Annotated in this window: 18 protein-coding genes; 2 read left to right on the top strand and 16 right to left on the bottom strand. The window is 56.5% G+C overall.

Annotated features, from left to right (window positions below; genetic code table 11):
• Positions 1 to 82 precede the first annotated feature (82 nt).
• The 6 genes from SMB34_RS18350 to SMB34_RS18325 all read right to left on the bottom strand — a co-directional run bounded on the left by SMB34_RS18350 (position 83) and on the right by SMB34_RS18325 (position 7,601).
• Positions 83 to 511 (bottom strand): universal stress protein, encoded by a 429-nt coding sequence (locus SMB34_RS18350; RefSeq protein WP_037992232.1) that lies wholly within the window; start codon positions 509 to 511, stop codon positions 83 to 85.
• A 14-nt stretch (positions 512 to 525) separates the two neighbouring features.
• Entirely contained in the window at positions 526 to 3,117 is a 2,592-nt protein-coding gene (locus tag SMB34_RS18345; RefSeq protein WP_037992283.1) for a TRAP transporter permease, read from the bottom strand.
• A 208-nt stretch (positions 3,118 to 3,325) separates the two neighbouring features.
• Positions 3,326 to 4,303: a TAXI family TRAP transporter solute-binding subunit gene (locus SMB34_RS18340; RefSeq protein ID WP_037992231.1), complete on the bottom strand. Its 978-nt coding sequence runs from the start codon at positions 4,301 to 4,303 to the stop codon at positions 3,326 to 3,328.
• 207 nt (positions 4,304 to 4,510) lie between these two features.
• The gene (locus SMB34_RS18335) at positions 4,511 to 5,341 is read right to left on the bottom strand and encodes a beta-keto acid cleavage family enzyme (protein ID WP_037992229.1); all 831 of its coding nucleotides are present in this window, start codon (positions 5,339 to 5,341) and stop codon (positions 4,511 to 4,513) included.
• Complete coding sequence (locus SMB34_RS18330) at positions 5,341 to 6,702, bottom strand: aspartate aminotransferase family protein (RefSeq protein WP_037992228.1); 1,362 nt, start codon at positions 6,700 to 6,702, stop codon at positions 5,341 to 5,343. The genes SMB34_RS18335 and SMB34_RS18330 overlap by 1 nt, the downstream gene beginning before the upstream one ends.
• A complete protein-coding gene (locus SMB34_RS18325; protein WP_037992227.1) occupies positions 6,699 to 7,601 on the bottom strand; it encodes a MurR/RpiR family transcriptional regulator in 903 nt (300 codons plus the stop codon). Before SMB34_RS18325 ends, SMB34_RS18330 begins: the two co-directional genes overlap by 4 nt.
• A gap of 276 nt (positions 7,602 to 7,877) precedes the next feature.
• On the opposite strand from SMB34_RS18325, the gene SMB34_RS18315 reads away from it, so the two are divergent.
• Positions 7,878 to 8,972, top strand: a complete 1,095-nt coding sequence (locus tag SMB34_RS18315; RefSeq protein WP_037992224.1) for a response regulator — start codon at positions 7,878 to 7,880, stop codon at positions 8,970 to 8,972.
• 149 nt (positions 8,973 to 9,121) lie between these two features.
• On the opposite strand, the gene SMB34_RS18310 is transcribed toward SMB34_RS18315, so the two are convergent.
• A complete protein-coding gene (locus SMB34_RS18310; protein WP_037992223.1) occupies positions 9,122 to 11,041 on the bottom strand; it encodes an asparagine synthetase B family protein in 1,920 nt (639 codons plus the stop codon).
• A complete protein-coding gene (locus tag SMB34_RS18305; RefSeq protein ID WP_037992222.1) occupies positions 11,042 to 11,314 on the bottom strand; it encodes a ribbon-helix-helix domain-containing protein in 273 nt (90 codons plus the stop codon). It abuts the gene before it with no gap.
• 78 nt (positions 11,315 to 11,392) lie between these two features.
• Between SMB34_RS18305 and SMB34_RS18300 the strand changes: the two genes are divergently transcribed.
• Positions 11,393 to 12,169, top strand: coding sequence for a phosphodiesterase (locus tag SMB34_RS18300; protein ID WP_037992220.1), 777 nt, complete (start codon positions 11,393 to 11,395; stop codon positions 12,167 to 12,169).
• 2 nt (positions 12,170 to 12,171) lie between these two features.
• Here the strand turns inward: SMB34_RS18300 and queG are convergent, their stop codons facing one another.
• The 8 genes from queG to SMB34_RS18260 all read right to left on the bottom strand — a co-directional run bounded on the left by queG (position 12,172) and on the right by SMB34_RS18260 (position 21,281).
• Positions 12,172 to 13,326, bottom strand: a complete 1,155-nt coding sequence (gene queG / locus SMB34_RS18295) for a tRNA epoxyqueuosine(34) reductase QueG (protein WP_037992219.1) — start codon at positions 13,324 to 13,326, stop codon at positions 12,172 to 12,174.
• 112 nt (positions 13,327 to 13,438) lie between these two features.
• Entirely contained in the window at positions 13,439 to 15,916 is a 2,478-nt protein-coding gene (locus SMB34_RS18290) for a TonB-dependent siderophore receptor (protein WP_051682416.1), read from the bottom strand.
• Between the two features lie 164 nt (positions 15,917 to 16,080).
• Complete coding sequence (locus SMB34_RS18285; protein WP_051682412.1) at positions 16,081 to 17,145, bottom strand: FecR family protein; 1,065 nt, start codon at positions 17,143 to 17,145, stop codon at positions 16,081 to 16,083.
• A gap of 97 nt (positions 17,146 to 17,242) precedes the next feature.
• Positions 17,243 to 17,767: an RNA polymerase sigma factor gene (locus SMB34_RS18280; RefSeq protein ID WP_037992217.1), complete on the bottom strand. Its 525-nt coding sequence runs from the start codon at positions 17,765 to 17,767 to the stop codon at positions 17,243 to 17,245.
• 201 nt (positions 17,768 to 17,968) lie between these two features.
• Positions 17,969 to 18,436 (bottom strand): preQ(1) synthase, encoded by a 468-nt coding sequence (gene queF, locus SMB34_RS18275; RefSeq protein ID WP_037992216.1) that lies wholly within the window; start codon positions 18,434 to 18,436, stop codon positions 17,969 to 17,971.
• A 4-nt stretch (positions 18,437 to 18,440) separates the two neighbouring features.
• The gene (tgt, locus tag SMB34_RS18270; protein WP_037992215.1) at positions 18,441 to 19,583 is read right to left on the bottom strand and encodes a tRNA guanosine(34) transglycosylase Tgt; all 1,143 of its coding nucleotides are present in this window, start codon (positions 19,581 to 19,583) and stop codon (positions 18,441 to 18,443) included.
• Complete coding sequence (gene queA / locus SMB34_RS18265) at positions 19,583 to 20,632, bottom strand: tRNA preQ1(34) S-adenosylmethionine ribosyltransferase-isomerase QueA (protein WP_037992213.1); 1,050 nt, start codon at positions 20,630 to 20,632, stop codon at positions 19,583 to 19,585. The genes tgt and queA overlap by 1 nt, the downstream gene beginning before the upstream one ends.
• Before the next feature lie 103 nt (positions 20,633 to 20,735).
• Entirely contained in the window at positions 20,736 to 21,281 is a 546-nt protein-coding gene (locus SMB34_RS18260) for a queuosine precursor transporter (protein WP_037992212.1), read from the bottom strand.
• Positions 21,282 to 21,412: the final 131 nt, after the last annotated feature.

The following is a 21,412-nucleotide window of genomic DNA, read 5'->3' as shown; positions in this document are numbered from 1 at the left end:
GCGATCCGTCGTCCTGACCATGCAAAAGGGGCAGTGCTTTTGGCGCTGCCCCTTTTTTCGTGTCTGTCCGGAACGATAGCAATCAGTCGCGAACCACCATCACCGAACAATCGGCATGGCGAACAACCCGCGCGGCATTCGGCCCCAGAAGGTAATCCTTCAATTCCGGGCGGTGTGCCCCGATGACGATCAGATCGCAATTGGTCTTTTTCGCCATTTTCAGGATCACTTCATAGACCGTGCCCTGGCCCACGATATGCTGAACCTTAAGGTCGGACGGAATATGTTCGGAAACGAACTGGTGCAGTCTTTCGTTATAGGCATCAAGAACCTTTTTCTCGTAACCCTTGGGGAAAAACTGCCCGACCATCGACATCCCGACCGTGGGAACCACGGTCAGGACATGAAGGCGCGCATTGAATGCCTGGGCTTGCCTGATCGCGACCGGAATGGCTTTTTTCCAGGACAGATCGTGATCAAGATCCACTGTAACCAGAATATCCTTATACATGGACTTGGCCCTCCTTAGGCCGCTTCGGCACGACGGCGACGGCGTTGCAATACGATGATCCCGCCCAGCAGAATAAACGCCGGGATAAAGAACACCTCTTTGGGCATGCGGTCGGCTTCGATCTTGATCGCGGTGATTTCAAAGTCGAAATCAAGTCCCGCTTTCTCGGCCGGACCGCCAAATACCAGATCATCGATAAAGACCTTGCCGTCTTCGTTGCGAACCGCAATGCCCGCATTGTAAAGACGATCTTCACCCGATGCTTCCGGCCCCAATGGCAACATCACCGATTTGCTGACTTCGTCGCCTTCAAGACTGATGCCCTCGACATCCAGAAGAATGCTGGTATTGGCGGGCATATCGGCCGCCTTTTCAACAATCTCGGTTGCGGGCAGGTTTTCATAGGGCGGCTCCAGCAGATCAAGCCAGAAACCCGGACGGAACAGGGTAAAGGCAATCAGCAGAAGTGCCGCACTTTCCCACAGTTTAGAGCGGGTGAAGAAATACCCCATCGTCGCTGCGGCAAAGACCAGCATCGCAACAATCGCGACAAAGATCACCATCACCACTTCAAACGGATGATCAAGCCCGATCAGCAGAAGCTGCGTGTTGAACAGGAACAGGAACGGCAGAACGGCGGTACGCATGCTGTAAAAGAATGCGACGAAGCCGGTCTTCATCGGGTCGGCCCCTGAAACCGCGGCGGCGGCAAAGGATGCCAGACCAACCGGTGGTGTCACATCGGCCATGATGCCGAAATAGAACACGAACAGATGCACCGCAATCAACGGCACGATCAGGCCGTTCGCAGCCCCCAGTTCAACAATCACCGGTGCCATCAGGCTCGACACCACGATATAGTTCGCCGTGGTCGGAAGCCCCATGCCAAGGATCAGACTGATGATCGCGGTAAAGATCAGGATCAGCATCAGATTGCCGCCCGAAATCAGTTCCACGAACTCGACCATCACCTGACCGATCCCGGTCAGCGACACCGTACCCACAATGATACCGGCCGCCGCGGTCGCCACCCCGATCCCGATCATGTTGCGCGCCCCGGTGGCAAAACCGTCAATCACATCGGCAATGCCTTCCTTTACGCTTGCCATATAATCCGGCTGCTTGCGGAAGAACGCCTTGACCGGACGCTGGGTCAGCATGATGAACAGCATCAGAACCGTCGCCCAGAAGGCCGACAATCCGGGTGATTTCAACTCGATCATCAGGAACCAGACCAGAACCACGACCGGCAGCAGATAATGCAGGCCGGACTTGGCGGTTTCGCCCAGCGCCGGAAGCTCCAGCACCGGCTTGTTGGGATCATCCAGTTCAAGATCAGGATATTTCGCCGCATAATACAGACCGGCAAAATAGATCACGGCACATTCGACCGCGACAATCCAGCCCACCGCGTTACCGAATATCTGTTTCTGGAAATTGATCGCGTAGTAAATCACACCCGCAAGAATAACCAGCGACAGCACGAACAGAAGCGAACGCATCAGCACTTGCTGCACGGTCGATGTCTGACGTTTCGGCAGGCCCTTCATATTGGCCTTAAGCGCCTCAAGATGGACGATATAAATCAGCGCGATATAGGAAATCGTCGCCGGCAGGAAGGCATGCTTGATGACTTCCGGGTAAGGAATGCCGACATATTCCACCATCAAAAAGGCAGCAGCCCCCATGACCGGCGGCATGATCTGCCCGTTGACCGACGATGCGACTTCGACCGCACCGGCCTTCTCGCCCGAGAAACCGACACGCTTCATAAGCGGGATGGTAAAGGTCCCAGTCGTTACCACGTTGGCAATCGAGGAGCCTGAAATCAACCCGGTCATTGCCGATGCCAGAACGGCAGCCTTTGCCGGACCGCCACGCATGTGACCAAGGGCGGCAAATGCCACCTTGATGAAATAGTTGCCTGCCCCGGCTTTATCGAGCAACGAGCCAAACAGCACAAACAGGAACACGAAGCTGGTCGAAACGCCAAGCGCAATCCCGAACACGCCTTCGGTGGTGATCCACTGATGCGACATCGCCTTGGAGAAACTTGCACCCGCCCATTGCAGGACATCGGGCACCCACGGCGCATTGCCAAAGAATACATAGGCAAGGAACACCATGGCCACGATCATAAGGGGCGGACCAAGTGCGCGGCGCGTTGCTTCAAGCAACAGCACCAGACCGGCACCGGCCACCACAAGATCCTGCGTGATCGGCAAGCCCGGGCGTGATGACAGCTCGCGGTAGAAAATAAAGATATAAAGAGCACAGAATGCCCCGGCAGCCGCCAGGACCCAGTCAAAAACCGGAATATAACTTCGCGGTGAATTCTTGAAAGCCGGATAGGCCAGAAACGCCAGGAACACGGCAAAAGCCAGATGGATCGACCGTGCTTCGGTCGAATTGAAAACCCCAAAACTGACAATATAGGGCAGTGGCGATGCCAGCCACAGCTGGAACAGCGACCAGGCTACGGCAACATACAGCAAAATTATTGCCGTCATGCCGGTCGGCTGGCGCGCGCCTGTATCATTTTCCGCGATCAGATCCTGAAGATCCTGGTCCGATGGACCCTGTGTCGCGCTTTTATCGTCGGTCATTGCAAACTCCCGGTCTGAACGCGGTTTCTGTTTCGGGCGGCCCAAACCGATAGCCCAGAAACAAAAAACCTCCGTCGACACTTACCCGGTCGCCCACGGAGCATATCGGCACATCATTGTGCGCCATTTTGATCAAATTTTTTAAGATGCCCGCAGGACGGAAGAAAACAAAACGGGAGGCACGGCGTGCCCCCCGTTTCAACCTGACTTACATCAGGCCAGCTTCTTTGAAGTATTTGACAGCGCCGTCATGCAGCGGTGCCGAAAGGCCGTCTTTGACCATTTCTTCTTTTTTGAGGATCGCAAAAGCCGGGTGCAGCTTTTTGAAGTCGTCGAAGTTCTCAAAGACTGCTTTGACAACATTGTAAACGACGTCCGCATCGGTTGCGGTCGAGGACACGAAGGTCGCGCCGACACCGAAGGTCTGAACGTCGTCCGGGTTACCGCGATACATGCCGCCCGGAATGGTGGCAACACGGTAATACGGGTTATCGGCAACCAGTTTGTCGATTTCCGGACCGGCAACTTCGACCAGAACAGAATCACAGGAAGATACAGCTTCCTGAATCGAACCGGACGGATGACCAACGACATAAAGCATCGCATCGATCTTGTTATCGCAAAGCGCCTGCGACTGTTCAGCCGGCTTCAGTTCGGATGCCAGTGCGAAATCGTCAAGGGTCCAGCCCTTGGCGTTCATCACGATTTCCATGGTGTCGCGGCTACCCGAACCCGGGTTACCGATATTGACACGTTTGCCTTTAAGGTCATCAAAGGTTTTGATGCCGGAATCAGCGCGGGCAACAATGGTGAACGGCTCCGGATGGATCGAGAAGACGGCACGAAGTTCCGGGAACGGGCCGACGTCTTTGAATGCTTTTTCACCATTCAGGGCATAGTACTGAACGTCAGACTGGGCAACGCCAAGATCCAGTTCGCCCGAACGAATGGTGTTGATGTTGTAGGACGAACCACCAGTGGACTCGACCGAGCAACGAATGCCATGCTCTTTACGGTCTTTGTTCACCAGACGGCAGATTGCACCACCGGTCGGATAATAAACGCCCGTCACGCCACCGGTACCGATGGTGATAAAACGGTTTTCCTGTGCCGATGCCTGTCCGGCGAACAGCGACGCACCTGCCAAGGTGGCAATGGCACCCGCTACAGCAATAAGTTTCTTCATCAGGATTAGCTCCCTATTACACCCTGTTATAAAGTTTTCAACCACACCGCGAGGATGTGGCGGAAAAACATGGAAACATCAGATAAATCAGATGTTTCAGCGAGGGGATTATAATGACGAGCCCCAAGAATTGAAACCCTATAACCCCGAAACCCCCTGATACTTTTATGTCAGGTAACCATTCTGTTTTCATTGGCGCGCCAGAGTCTACCACTGCGGTTGCATGATTTTTCGCGCCTGATCGCCGGTCGCAACAGTCCGACCCATAAGATACGCGCCTTCGCGCGCCTGAACGATCAAAGCAGCATTGTCGACCGCACCCGAACGGTCAACCAAAAGATGATTATTTTCAAAACCAATGCGCGCATGACCACCCAATCCGGCCGCCGTCAACGCACAGGCATTTTCATGTGCCCCGAAGGCGCACACCATCCATTCCGATACAAATGGCGACGTCCCAAGATACGGCAAAAGGTCTTTGGGATCGGATACCTGCCCCGTGGTGTAACGGCCCAGAACATAAAGTACCGGCAGCTTTTCCCCCGGAATGACACCATCACGCACAAGCTGGTTGAACCGGATCACGTCTTCTGGCGCATAAAGGATGAATTGCGGCAGGATATCCGCCTCGCGCATGAAGGCAAAGAAATCGCGCAGTTCATCAAGATCGGCATTTTCCGGCGCAATTTCGCGCACTGCAATCGATACCGCCTCGGGCACAAGTTCGCGGATCATCGCCATCTGATCCTGCGCGCCATACATGCCGACCGCCTCGCTCGTGACCTGCAACAGCATGTCATCACCAACACTTGCGCGCACCTCGGTCAGCATTTCACGATACCGGCCCACATCAATGCTGTGCTTCTGGTCATCATCACGCACATGCAGATGCATCATTGCCGCCCCGGCGGCCTTGCAGTTGGCGGCTTCTTGCGCCAGTTCCGCTGGTGTAATCGGAATGCTGGGCAGATCGGCCTTGGTTTTGCGCGCCCCATTGGGGGCCGATGCGATCAGAAACGGGGTTTCACCATAAGACATTACAAAAGCCCCTCGGCGGTAAACACGTCATTCATCGCCAATTCAAACAGATCAACGATCCTTGCGACATCATCCCCGGTCACGATAAAGGGCGGCGCAAACAGCACATGGTCACCCCGCACGCCATCAATCGTGCCGCCCATCGGATAGGCCATCAACCCGCGCGCAAAGGCTGCCTTCTTGATCTTGGCGTTGATCTTGCGCGCCGGATCAAACGGGTCTTTGGTTTCGCGATCCGCGACCAGCTCAAGCCCCCAGAACAATCCCCGACCGCGAATATCCCCCACAAACGGATGTTGCCCGAACCGTTCGCGCAATCCATCGGCCAGCAATTCGCCCTGCCTGACGACATTGGTCAAAAGGTCGCGTTCGCGAATGGTTCGCTGGGTTGCAAGGGCTGCGGCACAGGCGGTTGCATGCCCCTGATAGGTATGGCCGTGCTGAAAGAAACCCGATCCATTGGCAATCGCATCATCGATTTTCTTCGACACCAGGATCGCACCAATCGGCTGATATCCGGCACCCAGCCCCTTGGCGATGGTTTGCAAATCACCCGAAATGCCTTCCTGTTCAATCGCATGCAGGGTGCCGGTGCGGCCCATCCCGCACATGACCTCGTCAAGGATCAGCAGCACACCATACTGATCGCAAATCTCGCGGATGCGTTTGAAATAACCCGGCACCGGGGCCAAGGCACCCGATGTTGCGCCGACAACCGGTTCGGCAACAAAGGCGGCAACGCTGTCGGCCCCCAGTTCAAGGATCGCGGTTTCAAGTTCGTTGGCGACCCGCAAACCATATGCCGCGTCACTTTCGCCCGCCAACTGGTCACGATACGGATAACAGGGCGCGATATGACTTGCCGTAATCAGCAGCGGCTCGAACTGTTTGCGACGCCACATATTGCCGCCAACCGAAAGCGCGCCCAGCGTATTGCCATGATAAGACTGGCGGCGCGCAATCACATATTTCCGGTCCGGCTGCCCGATTTCAAGGAAATATTGCCGTGCCATTTTAAGCGCCGCCTCGGTCGCCTCCGACCCGCCCGAAACGAAATACGCCTTTGCCATGCCTTCGGGGGCATGGATTACAAGGTCTTCGGCCAGTTCTTCCATCGCATCAGTGGAAAAGAAACCCGAATGGGCATAGGCAATCTGATCGATCTGGGCATGCATGGCCGCACGCACCACCGGGTCGGAATGCCCAAGGCATGAAACCGCGGCACCACCGCTGGCATCCAGATAACTTTTGCCATTCTGATCAAAGATATAAACACCTTCGCCCCGCACCGCACGCGGCGGGATCGCGACACTGCTGCGATGAAGGACAAAGGTTTCGGGCTTGCTGTGGGGCTGGTTCATGATCGGGAATTCCGGGTGGAGGCGGCTTCTTCATGATAGGTATCGAAAGCCGCAAGTTGTTCTTCCGCAACGGCAATCCGTTGCAGTACCTTTTGACCGCCGCGCGCAACCAGAAGGGCGACAAGCGCCTGCATGACCGAAACGCTGGTGGTAAAGCTTTGGAAAAAGGATGGGGAACTGTCTGATACGACCAGCTTTGCAACCGCATCGACCGCAATCGGCGCAACGTCCGAATCACAAACCGCAATCACCGGGCAATGCTGTTTGCGGGCAAACGCGACCGCGCGCACCGTATCGCGAATATAGGGCCGTGCCCCGACGGCAATCAGAACGTCCCGCGGGCCAATCCCGCGCAACTGATCCCCGAATGCCCCTGCATGCCCGTCAACCAGAACACCATTTTCGTTAAACAGCCGATAGGCATAGGCAAACTGATACGCCGCCGGATAGGCCGCACCACGCCCGACGACAAAAACCTGACGGGCGCGCGCAATATGTTCACACGCATCCTTCATGCGTTCGCACATTTCCGGTGCGAATGCCTGACCGATATTGGCAATCTCGGCCTGCGCGATCCTTTCCAGCAGATGTGCATCGCGATGGATATCGGCTTCGCTGTTTTGCAACGCGCGCGCCCGGTGTGCGTAACTTGCCGGCAGGTCAAGCAACCGGTTCTGGTAACTGTCGCGGAACTGCTGCCAGGTATCGACACCAATCGCTGCCATCAGGCGGGTAACCGTACTGGGCGGCACATTGGCCGCCCGCGCAAGGGCGCGCATCGAACGCAGGGCCACATCATTGGGATGATCAAGGATATGGCGCGCCGCCTTCTGCATTTGCGGGCTCAGCGTCGCATAATCGGAAATCAGCTTTTCGCGCAAATCGGTGTAAACACCCATTTTCCCGGGTTCCTGTGATCAATTGATCGGAAAACTACGCCACAGCGCCACCGGATTTGCAACGAATGTTTCAATTACATGACTTAATGAAACGCTTGTTTCGCAAAATGTTTCATGGCCGCAGTACCCCTTAAGGCTGCAATTGGTAAAAACCATGGACTTATAAGAAAAAGATGTAACAATACCAAATTCGCGGCAGGAACGTTTACGTTTCATATAAAGATATAAATCTACATTCGCGATGTGGGACTGGGCACCGAATCGATAAGGTGGCCAATGAATAATCAGATCATCGATGCACTGGCACAGACAAGTGCGGGCATCGCTCTTTTTGACAGCAATGAACGGATCATCTATGCGAACCCGGCATGGGAACAGCTGATTACCGGCGTTGCTGAGGAAGACCTGCTGTTTTCCGAGACCGAGCTTGCCGATGGCGGAATGATTTCCGTCTGCTTCGTCAAGCCGCAGGCGGAGCATCCCCACCCGATTGCCCTTCCGGCATCGGCCAATGACAGTAAAATCGGTACCGTGATCATCGCCGATGACAGCGAAAGCAACCGCATGGTCGCGCGCCGCATCCTGCAAGCCGAAGGATACGGCATTGTCGAGGCCACCAACGGGCAGACCGTGCTGAACATGCTGCGTCGCGGGGTGACGGCCGATCTGATCCTGATGGATGTTGAAATGCCCGATATGGACGGATTGCATACGACGCGCCGCATCCGCCACATGCAGGGGCCGGTTGCCCATACCCCCATCATTGCCTTGTCTGCTCACCAGTCGCGCGACTGGAACGTCATTGCGCGTCAGTCCGGGGTTGATGAATTTATCAACAAACCGATCCAGCGCGCCAAGCTGCTTGATACCATCCGCGACCTCATCAGCCGGTCCCCGGAGGGTGCGGCTTCCGCCCCGCGCCTTTCGCCGCCGCCGGTATTGCGATCCAAGGGGGCACGCATCACCCGCCCGGAACGCCTTGATCCGCCTTCAAGCCCGGTGCTTGATATCCGCACCCTCGAACAGCTTTATGCCGACGCCGGGGACGAAGGCGCATCATGCGGTATCGACCTTTTCATCAATGAAACCGAAACCCGTCTGGTCAAAATTGACAACGCGCTGTCAAATGACGACCTCGCAACCGTCCGGGACGAAGTCCATGTGCTCAAAAGCACCTCGGGCACCTTTGGCTTGCGCCAGCTTTCCGATTTGTGCGGGGTCACACAGAATTTCTTTGAAGAAGACGATATCGACGAAGGCCGCATCCTTGCCCTGTCACGCCAGGTGGTGCAACTGGCACCAACGGCCCTGACCGCGCTTAATCTTTATCGCCGTTCACGCGGCTGGGGCAATCCGCAAGGGCCTCAATAGCCTGCCCCCACGACAACTCTCGCCACCCCGGGCACACCTATTGCCGAGGCCGGGGCCAAGCTTAGGCTTGAGGCAGAATTAAGGACTGAGCCCCAAACCTCGTCAAAAACCTCAGTCCAAGCCCCCAGCCCAAACCAAATGCACGATTTTCATATCGCGGCCTTGGGCACCGTTTTTTCCTGAACCACTGCCTTTATCGATCCATCTACGCTGCCTTTTGCACGCATGATCTCTGCCCGGCGATCCGTTGCAAGATGCATCTGCCAGATCCGCCATACGATTAGCGCCCAAAGGCCAAGCGCCATATCCTGCTCGCCATGCCGTGTTGCCCTGCGCCAGTAATCCTGCCGCGTGCGATCCCGTATCGGCAGATCGGCAAACAGCATCTCGATAATCCGGGCCTCGCGCCCCCACAAAAGCCCCCCAAGCTTCGCCAGCCAGTCAGCCACCGGCGGATTGAACCCGACTTTAGCTGAGCTCAGGTGACCATCCGGCATCATCGGCGCGATGGCCGCACGCAATAACGACTTGGCCCCGCCACGCAGATGCCCCTGTGCCAAAACACTTTTGGCAATTGCCATCACCTCATGGCCAAGCAATGGCACCCGGCATTCCAGCCCGTACGCCATGCCACACCGGTCCGACATCGCAAGCTGATTGCCCGGCAATGTCACCCGTCGGTCAAACGCCATCATCTGATCGCACAAATCACCTTCTGACAAATCTTCGGGTACCACTAACCGCGCGCCCAATTCCGCCAATCCACAACGATCATTCCAGTATTGAAACGCCCTTTGTGCGTCGCCCTGCCCGCCCCGAACAAACCGCGCCCCCCCGCGCGGCAGCAACCGGGCAATATTGCCTGCCATCTTTCGTCGGATGAAACCCGGAACAGACTGCCACGCGCCGAATATCGCGGCCGCCTGATAGCGCGGATAGCCCCCAAACAGCTCATCCCCGCCATCCCCTGCCAGACAGATCGGCACGTGCCTTGATACCGCCGCACCAAGCGCCTGCATCAAAACAACCGACGGATTGCCAAAGGGCGACCCAAAAGCCCGCAGGCCATCATTCAGATGCGCCAGAATTTCTTCGGGCCCGTCAGGTGCCACGACGACATGCAGCTCCGTCCCCAGATGTTTTGCCAATTGCCGCGCACGTGGTGTTTCATCCATCCCGGCATCGCGGAACTGCATGACAAATCCCGGTGGCGGCTTTTGCCCGCGTTCACGTGCAACGTCTGATGCCATCGCGGCAATTGCACCGCTATCCATCCCACCGGACAACAGCAGACCAACATCCCGATCCGCATCCATCGCATCCGCGACGGACTGGCGAATGGCCCCGCGCAGGTCGGCCACTATGTTATCCCCGCGAACTTGATGGCAGGCGGTCGGCTGAATGACCCGACTGTCAAAGGTCCCATCCTGCCAGCAGATCAGCTCCCCCGGCCGTAACTGCCGGATATTGGCAAAGCCGGTCGCCGGTGCCGGGACAAACAGATGTGCAAGATAATGCGGAAAAACATTCTGGTCCGGCATGGCCGGTACGATGCATCGCAGGGCGGCAATTTCCGACACGAAAGCCACATTCCCACTGCCGTACCCCGCAAAATAAAGCGGCTTTATCCCGACCGGATCACGCCCCAGCCAAAGCTGCCGCAAGGCGCAATCCCAAAGCGCAAAGGCATACTGCCCGGAAAGATCGCCAAGCGGTTTGGCAGGATCACCACCATCACGCAGGGCATTGCCAAGAACCGCCAGAACCAGCGCCGCATCACTGTCGCTTTCAACGACGGAACCTTTTTCACGCAAAGACAAAATACGCCGCCGATGCCCGGCAATATAACCGTTAAACGCCAGAACAAACCGGCCATCGGGTGAAATCAGGGGCTGATTTGCCGCAGCCCCCGGATCGGTCGTGATCAGCCGACGCACGCCAAGCGTTACCCCACCTGCGGGATCAGACCAACACCCTTCACCATCCGGCCCCCGATGGACAAGTGCATTCAGTGCTGCGTGAACACGTGGTTGCTCCCCGCTGGCTGTCGCCCCTGCCAGTCCACACATTTATTGATCTTCCGTTGCTTCTTCGTGACCCGATGGCATATCAGGGTCACGATCCCGCCCCAACCGCCCCTGCAAATCCGCCAGCACATATAACCGCAAGGCGCTTGAAAGGTTGCCGTCGCGGCCTTCGTCAACCTCGGCAACCAGTTCGGCAATTGCCATGTCGCGCCGTGTTGCGATGCCCTGAAGTTCGGACCAGAATGCATCTTCAAGCGAGAAACTCGTCCGGTGTCCGGCAATTGTCACAGATCTTTTGCGAACGTCGCTGCTCATCGGCCTGTATATCTTCCCAATCCTCGGCAACTCGATCATCGTGCCGGTGGCGTCACCCGATCATGATAAGGCATCCCTATGAAATTCATACATCTTTCCGATACGCATCTGCTGGCCCGTGATGACCTTTCGCGCCCACCACATGCGGGTGATACGCTGCGTGCCGTCATTGCCGAAATCAATGAATATCATAGCGATGCAACGATCTGCGTGATTACCGGCGACATCACCCATCATGGCCGCCCGGAACAATATGACCACGCGGTCGAACTGTTCGCGACCCTTGCCATGCCGTTCATCATGATCCCCGGCAATCACGATATCCGCGAACCGATGCTCGCCGCCTTTCCCGATACGCCGCGCGATGAAAACGGCTTTATCAATCATGGTCAGACAATCGGCGGCATCCGCTTTGTGATGCTCGATACCATCGTCCCCGATGCCCATCACGGCACATTGTGCGACGCCCGGCTTGACTGGCTGAAACACGAACTGGCAGACCACCAAGACCTGCCAACCTTCCTGTTCATGCATCACCCGCCGCTTGATATGGGCCTGCCGTTCCTTGACTCGATCCGGATGGATGCAGACGTCGAACTGGCCGTCATCGTCAAAGACCATCCGCAGATCAGGCACATCTTCCTTGGCCACCTGCACCGTCCCTGCAACGGCATCTGGCAGGGTATTCCGTTCAATGTCGGTGGCAGCAGCCAGAAGGGCGAGCCTCTCGACATGCGCCATGAAAAGGAAGAAGAACTGGTTGAACGCGCCCCGTTAAAGCCGATGTTCGGCATCGTACTGACCGATCCGTCGGGCAATGTGCGCTATCATTATGAAACAGTGCCGTTCGACTAGGATCACGGCGCGGGGCGCGCCCATTCCGCCAGCACCACCGGATCACTTTCCATGCGTTCATGACGGGATCGCAGGGCGTCAAACGCCTTGCCATCCATCAATTGCGACAGCGCCCAGACCGCCGATCCGCGCACAAGCGGGCTTTCGTCGGTCAAAAGGCTCTCGACATGTGGCACAAGATTGACCGCCCCGCTATTGCCCACCGCCGTCAGAACATTGCGCAAAAACTTCGCCCGCCCGATCCGCTTGATCGGCGATCCGGTAAAGAAACTGCGAAATGTCTCGTCATCCAGATCAAGGAAATCGGCAAGCCTTGGCGCGGTCAGTTCGGCGCGCGGGATAAAGGCCATTTCCTGTGTCCGGCTGGCAAACTTGTTCCACGGGCATACCGCCAGACAATCGTCACAGCCATAAATCCGGTTGCCCATGGCGCGTCGAAACTGGGGCGGGATCAAGCCGTCATGCTCGATCGTCAGATACGAAATGCATTTGCGCGCATCAAGTTTGTAGGGCCCCGGAAACGCATCGGTCGGGCAGGCCGAAAGGCATTTGTCGCACGACCCGCAATGATCGATTTCCGGCGCCGCCAGATCAAATTCAAGCGTCGTGAAAACCTCGCCCAGAAACAGCCAGCTGCCGTATTCGCGCGACACAAGATTGGTATGCTTCCCCTGCCAACCAATCCCGGCGGCCTGCCCCAACGGCTTTTCCAGCACCGGAGCGGTATCGACAAACACCTTGACCTGTTCGCCATCAGCACCCGCTTTCTGCGCCTGTTCCATCATCCAGCGCGCAAGCTGTTTGAGGCGTTTCTTGATCAGATCGTGATAGTCGCGGTTTCTGGCATAGACCGAAATCATCGCCCGGTCGGGATGATCCAGAAGGGTTAGCGGATTTTCCGCAGGGCCATAGTTGGAACCCAGAACAATGACGGATTTGACATCCGGCCACAGCATTTTCGGATCGCGACGGCGCGGCAGCCGTTCCGGGTCATTCATCCAGTCCATGGTGCCATATTCGGCAGCGGCGACAAATTCATCGAGCCGCGCCTGATTGCGTTCGTCAATCTGCGGGCGCGCCACGCCACAGACATCAAAGCCGATTTCACGGGCTTTGGCCTGAAGGCTTTCAAGGGTGATGGCAGCAGCAACCGTCATGGCAAAACATCTGGGTCGTTTTCTCTCTCTGTGCTGCCTTATATAGGTTTGTCGCCGAAACGCAAAAGACCGCAGCACATGGCTGCGGCCTTTAAGTCGACACCGGGCGAAATCAGAAGCGATATCGCAGCGTCGCCAGAATTGTGCGTTCCTCGCCATAATAACAGTTATCCGACCACTGCGTAATCAGACAGGACGCGACATATTCCTCGTCCATCAGGTTATTCACATTCAGCCGGAAATCGGCATTGTTCATGCCAACCTGCGCCAGATCATAGTTCAGCACGACATCAACCAGCGTGTAGTCCGGAACCATAAGGGTGTTGGCCTCATTCGCAGCCGTTTCACCGACATAGCGGATACCCGCCCCGATGCCGAGCCCGTCAAGCGCCCCCTGATCAAAGCGGTAATGCCCCCAAAGCGACACCATATGTTCGGGCACCTGCTGCGGGCGATTGCCATCCTTGACTGACCCCGGCGCATCAAAGGACGCATCGGTATAAGTGTAACCGGCCAGCACGCTAAGATTATCGGTCAGTTCGGTGCGTGCCTCAAGCTCAATACCTTGGGACTCAATCGTTCCAACCGGCTCCCATGCCGTTGTCAGGTTGTTATAAACCGCAACGTTTTCCTGTTCGATATGGAATGCCGCCGCACTCAGCATCGTTTTGCTGCCTTCAGGCTGGAATTTTACGCCGACTTCATATTGCGTACCTTCGGTCGGCTCCAGCGGCTTGCCCGATGCGTCACTCGACAGGCTGGGATTGAAGGATTCCGAATAATTGAAATAGGGCGCGATGCCGTTATCAAACAGATAAAGAACCCCGGCACGTTTGGTCAGCTTGCTGCGGTCTTCACCCTGTTCAACATTGGTCAAACGGTTCAGGTTGCTGGTTTCCAGCCAATCCTGCCGAAGACCCAGCGAGAAACGCCAGTTTTCATATGCCAGCTGATCTTCGGCATAAAGCCCGGCCTGTTCAAGGGACCGGCTGTTGCTGTTGGTGATTGTTCCCAAAGCAACCCCGGGGCTGCCATAGACCGGATTGAAGGCATCAATGTTCGATGCCCCGGTAAACAGCCATTTGTTTTCGCTTTTGCGGTCCTGATAATCAAAACCCATCACAACCTTATGATCAACGCCACCGGTGGCAAAATTGGCTTCGGCCTGGTTATCCACCGTAAAGGCGCGAAGGCTTTCATCCCCGCCACCATAGGTTCGCGTCAACTCGTTCGAGGTACCGCTCCAGCCCGTCTGGTAAATCTGGTCAAGATGCACATCGGCATCAAGGAAGCGGAAGTTCTGGCGCACCGTCCAGGTATCGTCGAAATCATGTTCAAACTCGTAACCAACCATGTTCTGGGTACGCTCATAACTTTCCAATGCCGGATCACCGTCAAAGAAAGTGTTCGAGATATACTGGCCGTTACGCGGGAAAAGCGTGCCTTCGGACGGCAGGCCATTATGGGTGCCGCCTTCCGGGTCTTTCTGGAAATAACCCGACAGGGTCAGGCGCGTATCATCGCTGATATTGGCGGTCAGCGACGGGGCAATGGCATAACGTTCTTCTTCAGTACCTTCGAACTGGGTGTCGGAGGCGTCCGCCTTGCCAACAACGCGATAGGCAAGCTTGCCTGCCTCGTCCAGCGGACCGGTGAAATCAAAACCGACCCCGCGCTGATTGCGATTGCCATAGGAAAGTTCGACCTCGCCCTGCTGTTCGAATTGCGGTTTCTTGCTTGATAGTGCCACAAGACCACCGGGCGAACTGCGACCATAAAGCACCGATGCCGGTCCTTTGACCACATCGGCACGTTCGACGAAATAGGGATCGATCTGCATCGAGCTATAGGTCGAATCATCGCTCATGGTTTTCAGGCCATCGAGATAGATATTATCGATGCTGCGATCCACCAGGCCGCGCAGGATAATGTAATCGTACCGGTTTGACGCACCGACCTGGCCGGTGAAGGCACCGGGGGTATAGCGCATCGCCTGCATCACCGTCTGCGATCCCTGATCTTCCATCTGCTCCTTGGTCACCACGCTAATGCTTTGCGCTGTTTCAAGGATCGGTGTGCCGGTTTTGGTCGCCGCACGCGACCGGGTCGCGACATAGCCGTCCACCGGGCCATCTGCGGTTTCGGTGACCGCATTGGCTTCGACCCGCACCGGATCAAGCACCGTTTCACCACTGGCGGCGATCTGTTCAATCGTGACCGTGTTATCCTCGGTAAAGCGCCACGTATAACCCGTCCCGCTCAGAAGCTGGCCCAGCGCCTGATCAACCGTCATTTCCCCCTGAAGGGCGGATGCCTGAACACCGGAAATTCCGCCGGACGGAAAGAACAGACGCACGCCTGCCTGATCGGCAAGGCTGGTCAGAGCCCGATCAAGGTCCTGTGCCGGGATGTTGAAATCAATCACGCTCGCCTGTGCGATTTCGGCATTGTCGCGCGACGCGGCAATATCGGCCGCCGTCGCACAAAACGGTGCAATAGCAACAACGCCGGAAATCACCGTGGTTACCGCAAGACGGCGTTTCCAGCCCATCAGCATCATCCGCCGGGCCACACAAACGTTTGTATTCATTCCATAAGCCTTTTCGTCAGAAACCCCAATGCGAATGAAATTAAGAACCGAAATCATTCGCTGTTATTTCTGAGACGAAACCGGCTAACGTGATTTGCAGTAAAAAATTCAAAAAATTTTCAGATCGGGAAAAAGCCCGGAACCCGTGGCCTTCGCCAGAAGGATCAATAGATGATCGTCAGCAACGGCAACCGGGTAACGCGTGCGGATGTCGTTTGCGCGATAGAGGCAAAAACCGCATCAAGGTCAGTCGTTTCGAACACACCCGTAACCTTAAGGTCGCGCAACGTATCGCGCGCCACAACGATCCTGCCCGGCTGGTAGCGTTGCAGTTCCGCCATCACATCCGAAAGCGTCCGCTGATTGAAAATAAGCTTACCGCGCTGCCAACTGCCATAGGCCGCAAGATCGGCATCCGTAATCTTTCTCAATCCACCATCGGTGTCATAATGCGCCTGCTGCCCGACGGTGATCCGCACCGGCTCACTGTCGCCACGGGTCACTTCGACAATGCCTTCGCGCACGGTGACATTCGCCCCACCGTCCTCAAGCCGCACCCCGTAAACCGTGCCAACCGCGCGCGCCGCCCCGCCATTGGCGGAAACAATAAACGGATGATCGGCATCCTTTGCCACGTCAAAAATCACTTCGCCCGCTTCAAGGCGGATTTCGCGGCGTGGGCCGGAAAAATCAACGGAAAGGGCCGATGCAGTGTTCATGTGTGCAATCGATCCATCGGGCAGCGTCACCACCCGCTGCTGCCCGATGGCCGTGCTGTAATCCGATGTCCAGCGCGCAATCGGCCCGGTTGCTTCCAACCCGCCAAAGATCGCCAGCATCAAGGCGCAAATCATTGCCCCCGCAATGGCAAGGCGTCCGGGCCGGAGCCAAACTGCCCGGCTTCGTGCCGGTTGCAGCCTACGTTGTCTGCGGGGCGCTGCGGCCCCCGGCGCGGGGGATCGGAAACTGCCGATCTCGTTCTGAATGTCGGGATTTTCCTGCCATTGCTGCGCGACTTTGGTTTGACCGATGGCGGCAAAAAGGCTTTGGGCCTCGGCCGCGGCACGGGCGTGATCGGGGCTTTGCGCGCACCAGTCGGCAAAGGCCGCATGATCGCGCGACGTGGCATCGCCTGATTGCAGCATCACCAGCCATTCAATCGCCTGATCGCCAAGATCGGCGGTCAATGGCCTGCTGGCTGGTTGCTGATCCGATAACCCGGTCTTCAAAACCCGATACCCCGAAAATGGTCCCGCACGGCCACCAATGCATGGCCCATATTGTTAAGACGTTTGGGCATGGGCAAATCTACAATGATTTTTGCCATTATTTTTCGCCCTCGCGCAGAAGCTCGTCACGGCAATGTTGCAGGGCGCGCACGATATATTTCGCGACCATGCTGTTTGATACGCCAAGACGCGCGGCAATTTCACTGTGTGACAACCCGTCGACCCGAAACATCAGCAACGCCATACGTGGCTTTTCTGGCAGCTTTTCCAATGCTTTATCAAGCAGTAAAATCTGTTCGCGATCCAGCACGATGTTTTCCGGGCCGGGTTTGGGATCGTGGATCGCGTTGGTATCCTCGTCCATATCGTGATGGGCGGTGATGCGTTTTTCCCGCCTGATCCCGTCAATTGCAAGGTTCCCGGCCACCCGATAGATATAGGCACGCGGATTGTCGATCACGTCGCCCTGATCGGGGGCATCGGCAAGCCGCACATAGGTATCCTGCACCACATCGGCTGCGCGTTCATGGTCCCCGCCCAGCTTTCGGGTCAGAAACCGGAAAAGCTGTTCGTAATTTTCCTGAAAGCTTGCGATCAGAACCGATGCGCTGTTGCGCGCCATGGCCTTGCCCAAACATATCGTTGCCAAGTGTCGCAGGTCATCCTGCCCGCCCGTCTATTAGCAAGAACCAAAACCCAAAACAATGAGAATAATTCGCATTGTTAATAACTATACATACCGGTAATGCCCCAAAACAAAAGGCTGCCACCGGTTTCCCGACAGCAGCCCTTGATTTCGCATCAATTCCGGTGAGCCCAGCTACTAGCCACGCCCGCGATAGGGCGCAACACCCTGATCGGGGATCCACACCCCGTCGGGGGCCGGGCCGGTCTGGTAAAACACGTCAATCGGAATGCCGCCGCGCGGATACCAGTATCCGCCGATGCGGAGCCATTTCGGATCAATCATATCGGCAATCCGTTTGCCGACCTTGACCGTGCAATCCTCGTGGAATGATCCATGATTGCGAAACGACGTCAGAAACAGCTTCAGCGACTTGCTTTCCACCAGCCAATCCCCCGGCACATAGTCAATCACCAGATGGGCAAAATCCGGCTGACCGGTAATCGGGCAAAGCGATGTGAATTCCGGTGCGACAAACCGCACGCAGTAATCGGTTCCGGCCTGCGGGTTCTGCACCCGTTCAAGAACCGCTTCATCCGGGCTGGCGGGCTGTTCGGTGGTGCCGCCCAGCATAGTCAGGTTGTCGTAAATGGTTTGATCAGCCATGTGATTAATCCTCGATGATCGGCACGGGATCAATATCCCCGCCTTCCTGGCCTGCATAAAAATCACGGGCGAACTGTTCCATGCGGCCCGCGGCAATGGCCTCGCGCATGCCACGCATCAGATCCTGATAATAGGCAAGGTTATGCCAGGTCAGCAGAACCGCGCCCAAAATCTCCCCCGCCTTGATCAGGTGATGCAGATAGGCGCGCGAATATTTGGTGCAGGCCGGGCAATTGCATTGATCATCCAGCGGACGGTCATCATCGCGATGCCGCCCGTTTTTAAGGTTCAGCGTGCCGCGATGGGTAAAGGCCTGCGCATTGCGGCCCGACCGGGTCGGCAAAACGCAATCAAACTGGTCAATCCCGCGCATCACCGCGCCCACAAGGTCCGATGGCTTGCCAACCCCCATCAGGTAACGGGGCTTGTTGGCGGGTAGCATATCGACACAGAAATCAAGCGTATCAAACATGATCTGCTGGCCCTCGCCAACTGCAAGACCGCCGACCGAATGGCCCGGCAAATCAAGCTCGGCCAGCTTTTCGGAACTTTCTCGCCGCAGATTTTCAAAAACGCTGCCCTGCTGAATGCCATAAAGCGCATAGCCTTCGCGCTCGACAAACGCATCCTTGGACCGTTTGGCCCAGCGCATCGACATGCGCATGGAATCTGCGGCCTGCTGTTCGGTCGCCGGGAACGGGGTGCATTCGTCAAACGCCATGGTAATCGTCGATCCCAGCAGATGCTGGATTTCCATCGAACGTTCCGGCGACAGGGCAAATTTGCGCCCGTCGATATGGCTTTTGAACGTAACACCGTCTTCGGTAATCTTGCGCAGCTTGGATAACGACATCACCTGATACCCGCCGCTATCGGTCAGGATCGGCTTGTCCCAATTCATGAATTTGTGCAAACCGCCAAGGCGTGCAATGCGTTCCGCACCGGGGCGCAGCATCAGGTGGTATGTATTGCCCAAAAGGATTTGCGCACCCGTATCGGCGACATTTTCCGGCAACATGCCCTTGACCGTGGCAGCCGTGCCAACCGGCATGAAGGCCGGGGTATCGATCACGCCGTGGGCGGTATGAATGCGGCCGAGACGGGCCTTGCCGTCGGTCGCCAGAAGTTCATAACGGAATTCAGTCATCAGCTTTTTTCAATCTTGCTGGCGCATTCAAGCAGGCTGCAATCGCCATAGGAATAGAAACGGTACTTGTTTTCAATCGCGTGGCCATAGGCCGCCTTCATGCGCTCAAACCCGGCAAAGGCCGATACCAGCATGAAAAGTGTTGACCGTGGCAGATGGAAATTGGTCAGCAGCATATCCACTGCCCGGAATTTATAGCCCGGCGTGATAAAGATGTCGGTCTCGTTCTCGAACGGTTCAACCACCCCGTCCTCGCGCGCTGCACTTTCAAGCAACCGAAGCGACGTGGTGCCCACCGCAACAACCCGCCCGCCCTTGGCGCGCGTTTCATTGATCAGGCTGGCGATTTCGGGCGATATGCTGCCCCATTCGGCGTGCATTTTGTGGTCTTCGGTATCATCCACCTTGACCGGCAAAAACGTGCCCGCCCCGACATGAAGCGTGATCGTGCGCCGCGCAATGCCGCGCGCATCAATCGCTGCCAGCAATTCCGGGGTAAAATGCAAACCTGCCGTCGGGGCTGCCACCGCGCCGTCATGCTGGGCGAAAATCGTCTGATAATCCGATCTGTCCTGATGATCCCCACCCTTGTCGCGCCGGATATAGGGTGGCAACGGCATCACGCCATATTTTTCAAGCGCGGCAATCAGATCAGCCCCGGCAACGTTAAAGCGCAGCAACACCTCGCCGCCGTCTTTCTTTTCCATGACCTCGGCTTCGAAATCATCGGCGACCTTGAAGGTTTCCCCAACGCGCAGCTTCTTGGCCGGTTTGGCAAAGGCGCGCCATTGCGCAAGACCTTCCTGCTTGTGCAGGGTCACTTCAATGCCCGCATCCCCGCGCTTGCCAAACAGGCGCGCCGGGATCACGCGGGTATCATTGGAAATCAGAAGATCACCGGGCCGCAGGATTTCGGGCAATTCACGAACGATGCGGTCATGCGTCTGCCCGCCCGTCAGATCAAGCATGCGGGCACTGTCACGCGGGTTGGCCGGATGTTCGGCAATGCACTCACGCGGCAGATCGAAATCGAACAGATCGACTTTCATCAGAAAAACAAAACCTGCAATTATCAGAAAAAATCAGAGGGGCGCCTTATACCGCCCCCCTTTGCAAAACCTCAAGGCATCGCGTCGGAATATCAGCCCTGCATCACCCTTTTGCCGGTTCGATATTCAGGCGCGGGGTAATGATTGCCATCAGCAAACGGAACGGTGCCAGACAGGTCAGCGCCATGATGATCTTGGCGCTGAAATCGCCCATCGCCCATGTATGCCACGGAAGCCCGGTACCGACAAACGCGATGGAAAAGAACAAGGCCGTATCCACTGCCGACCCGATCCCCGATGAAATCAGCGGGGCTTTCCACCAGACCGCCCGGCGCAGCCTGTCAAACACCGTCACGTCAAGCATCTGCGCAATCAGAAACGCCGTGCCCGATGCAATCGCAATACGCGTATCGGCAACGATCAACGACAGAACAACCGCAATCGCAAACCCGGCCAGCACGACAAGGCGTGCCGCCGCTGCCCCGCGTGCGCGGTTGGTCAGATCGGTCACCAGAAACGCCACCGGATAGGTAAACGCCCCATAAGTCAGCCAATCGGCCAAAACGCCCGGCAGCGGATATTCAACCAGAATGTTCGATGCAACAACCGTCACGGCCATTGCCAGAACGCCAATAATGATGGCTTTCATCGTTTTTCCTTAACCAAAATCCTGACCAAAAGCAGAACGCACGCATAGGAAATCTCGCGGCCCACTTTGATTGGGCGACGATTCGGCACGGGTTTTATCCAAATTATGGTTGGGGTAATTACGCTTGCAGG

The sequence above is a fragment of the Thalassospira permensis NBRC 106175 genome (assembly GCF_000714555.1).
In the GTDB taxonomy this organism is placed as follows: Bacteria; Pseudomonadota; Alphaproteobacteria; order Rhodospirillales; family Thalassospiraceae; genus Thalassospira; species Thalassospira xiamenensis.
Note: the sequence above shows the minus strand (reverse complement) of the source record. Positions and strands in the feature narration are given on the sequence as shown.

Coding starts and splice junctions, on each gene's coding strand:
- SMB34_RS18335 (WP_037992229.1), bottom strand. CDS start 5,341: ATGTCTTATGGTGAAACCCCGTTTCTGATCGCATCGGCCCCCAATGGG.
- SMB34_RS18325 (WP_037992227.1), bottom strand. CDS start 7,601: ATGGGTGTTTACACCGATTTGCGCGAAAAGCTGATTTCCGATTATGCG.
- SMB34_RS18315 (WP_037992224.1), top strand. CDS start 7,878: ATGAATAATCAGATCATCGATGCACTGGCACAGACAAGTGCGGGCATC.
- SMB34_RS18330 (WP_037992228.1), bottom strand. CDS start 6,702: ATGAACCAGCCCCACAGCAAGCCCGAAACCTTTGTCCTTCATCGCAGC.
- queG (WP_037992219.1), bottom strand. CDS start 13,326: ATGACGGTTGCTGCTGCCATCACCCTTGAAAGCCTTCAGGCCAAAGCC.
- SMB34_RS18305 (WP_037992222.1), bottom strand. CDS start 11,314: ATGAGCAGCGACGTTCGCAAAAGATCTGTGACAATTGCCGGACACCGG.
- SMB34_RS18300 (WP_037992220.1), top strand. CDS start 11,393: ATGAAATTCATACATCTTTCCGATACGCATCTGCTGGCCCGTGATGAC.
- SMB34_RS18345 (WP_037992283.1), bottom strand. CDS start 3,117: ATGACCGACGATAAAAGCGCGACACAGGGTCCATCGGACCAGGATCTT.
- queF (WP_037992216.1), bottom strand. CDS start 18,436: ATGGCTGATCAAACCATTTACGACAACCTGACTATGCTGGGCGGCACC.
- tgt (WP_037992215.1), bottom strand. CDS start 19,583: ATGACTGAATTCCGTTATGAACTTCTGGCGACCGACGGCAAGGCCCGT.
- SMB34_RS18280 (WP_037992217.1), bottom strand. CDS start 17,767: ATGGCGCGCAACAGCGCATCGGTTCTGATCGCAAGCTTTCAGGAAAAT.
- SMB34_RS18310 (WP_037992223.1), bottom strand. CDS start 11,041: ATGTGTGGACTGGCAGGGGCGACAGCCAGCGGGGAGCAACCACGTGTT.
- queA (WP_037992213.1), bottom strand. CDS start 20,632: ATGAAAGTCGATCTGTTCGATTTCGATCTGCCGCGTGAGTGCATTGCC.
- SMB34_RS18350 (WP_037992232.1), bottom strand. CDS start 511: ATGTATAAGGATATTCTGGTTACAGTGGATCTTGATCACGATCTGTCC.
- SMB34_RS18290 (WP_051682416.1), bottom strand. CDS start 15,916: ATGAATACAAACGTTTGTGTGGCCCGGCGGATGATGCTGATGGGCTGG.
- SMB34_RS18340 (WP_037992231.1), bottom strand. CDS start 4,303: ATGAAGAAACTTATTGCTGTAGCGGGTGCCATTGCCACCTTGGCAGGT.
- SMB34_RS18260 (WP_037992212.1), bottom strand. CDS start 21,281: ATGAAAGCCATCATTATTGGCGTTCTGGCAATGGCCGTGACGGTTGTT.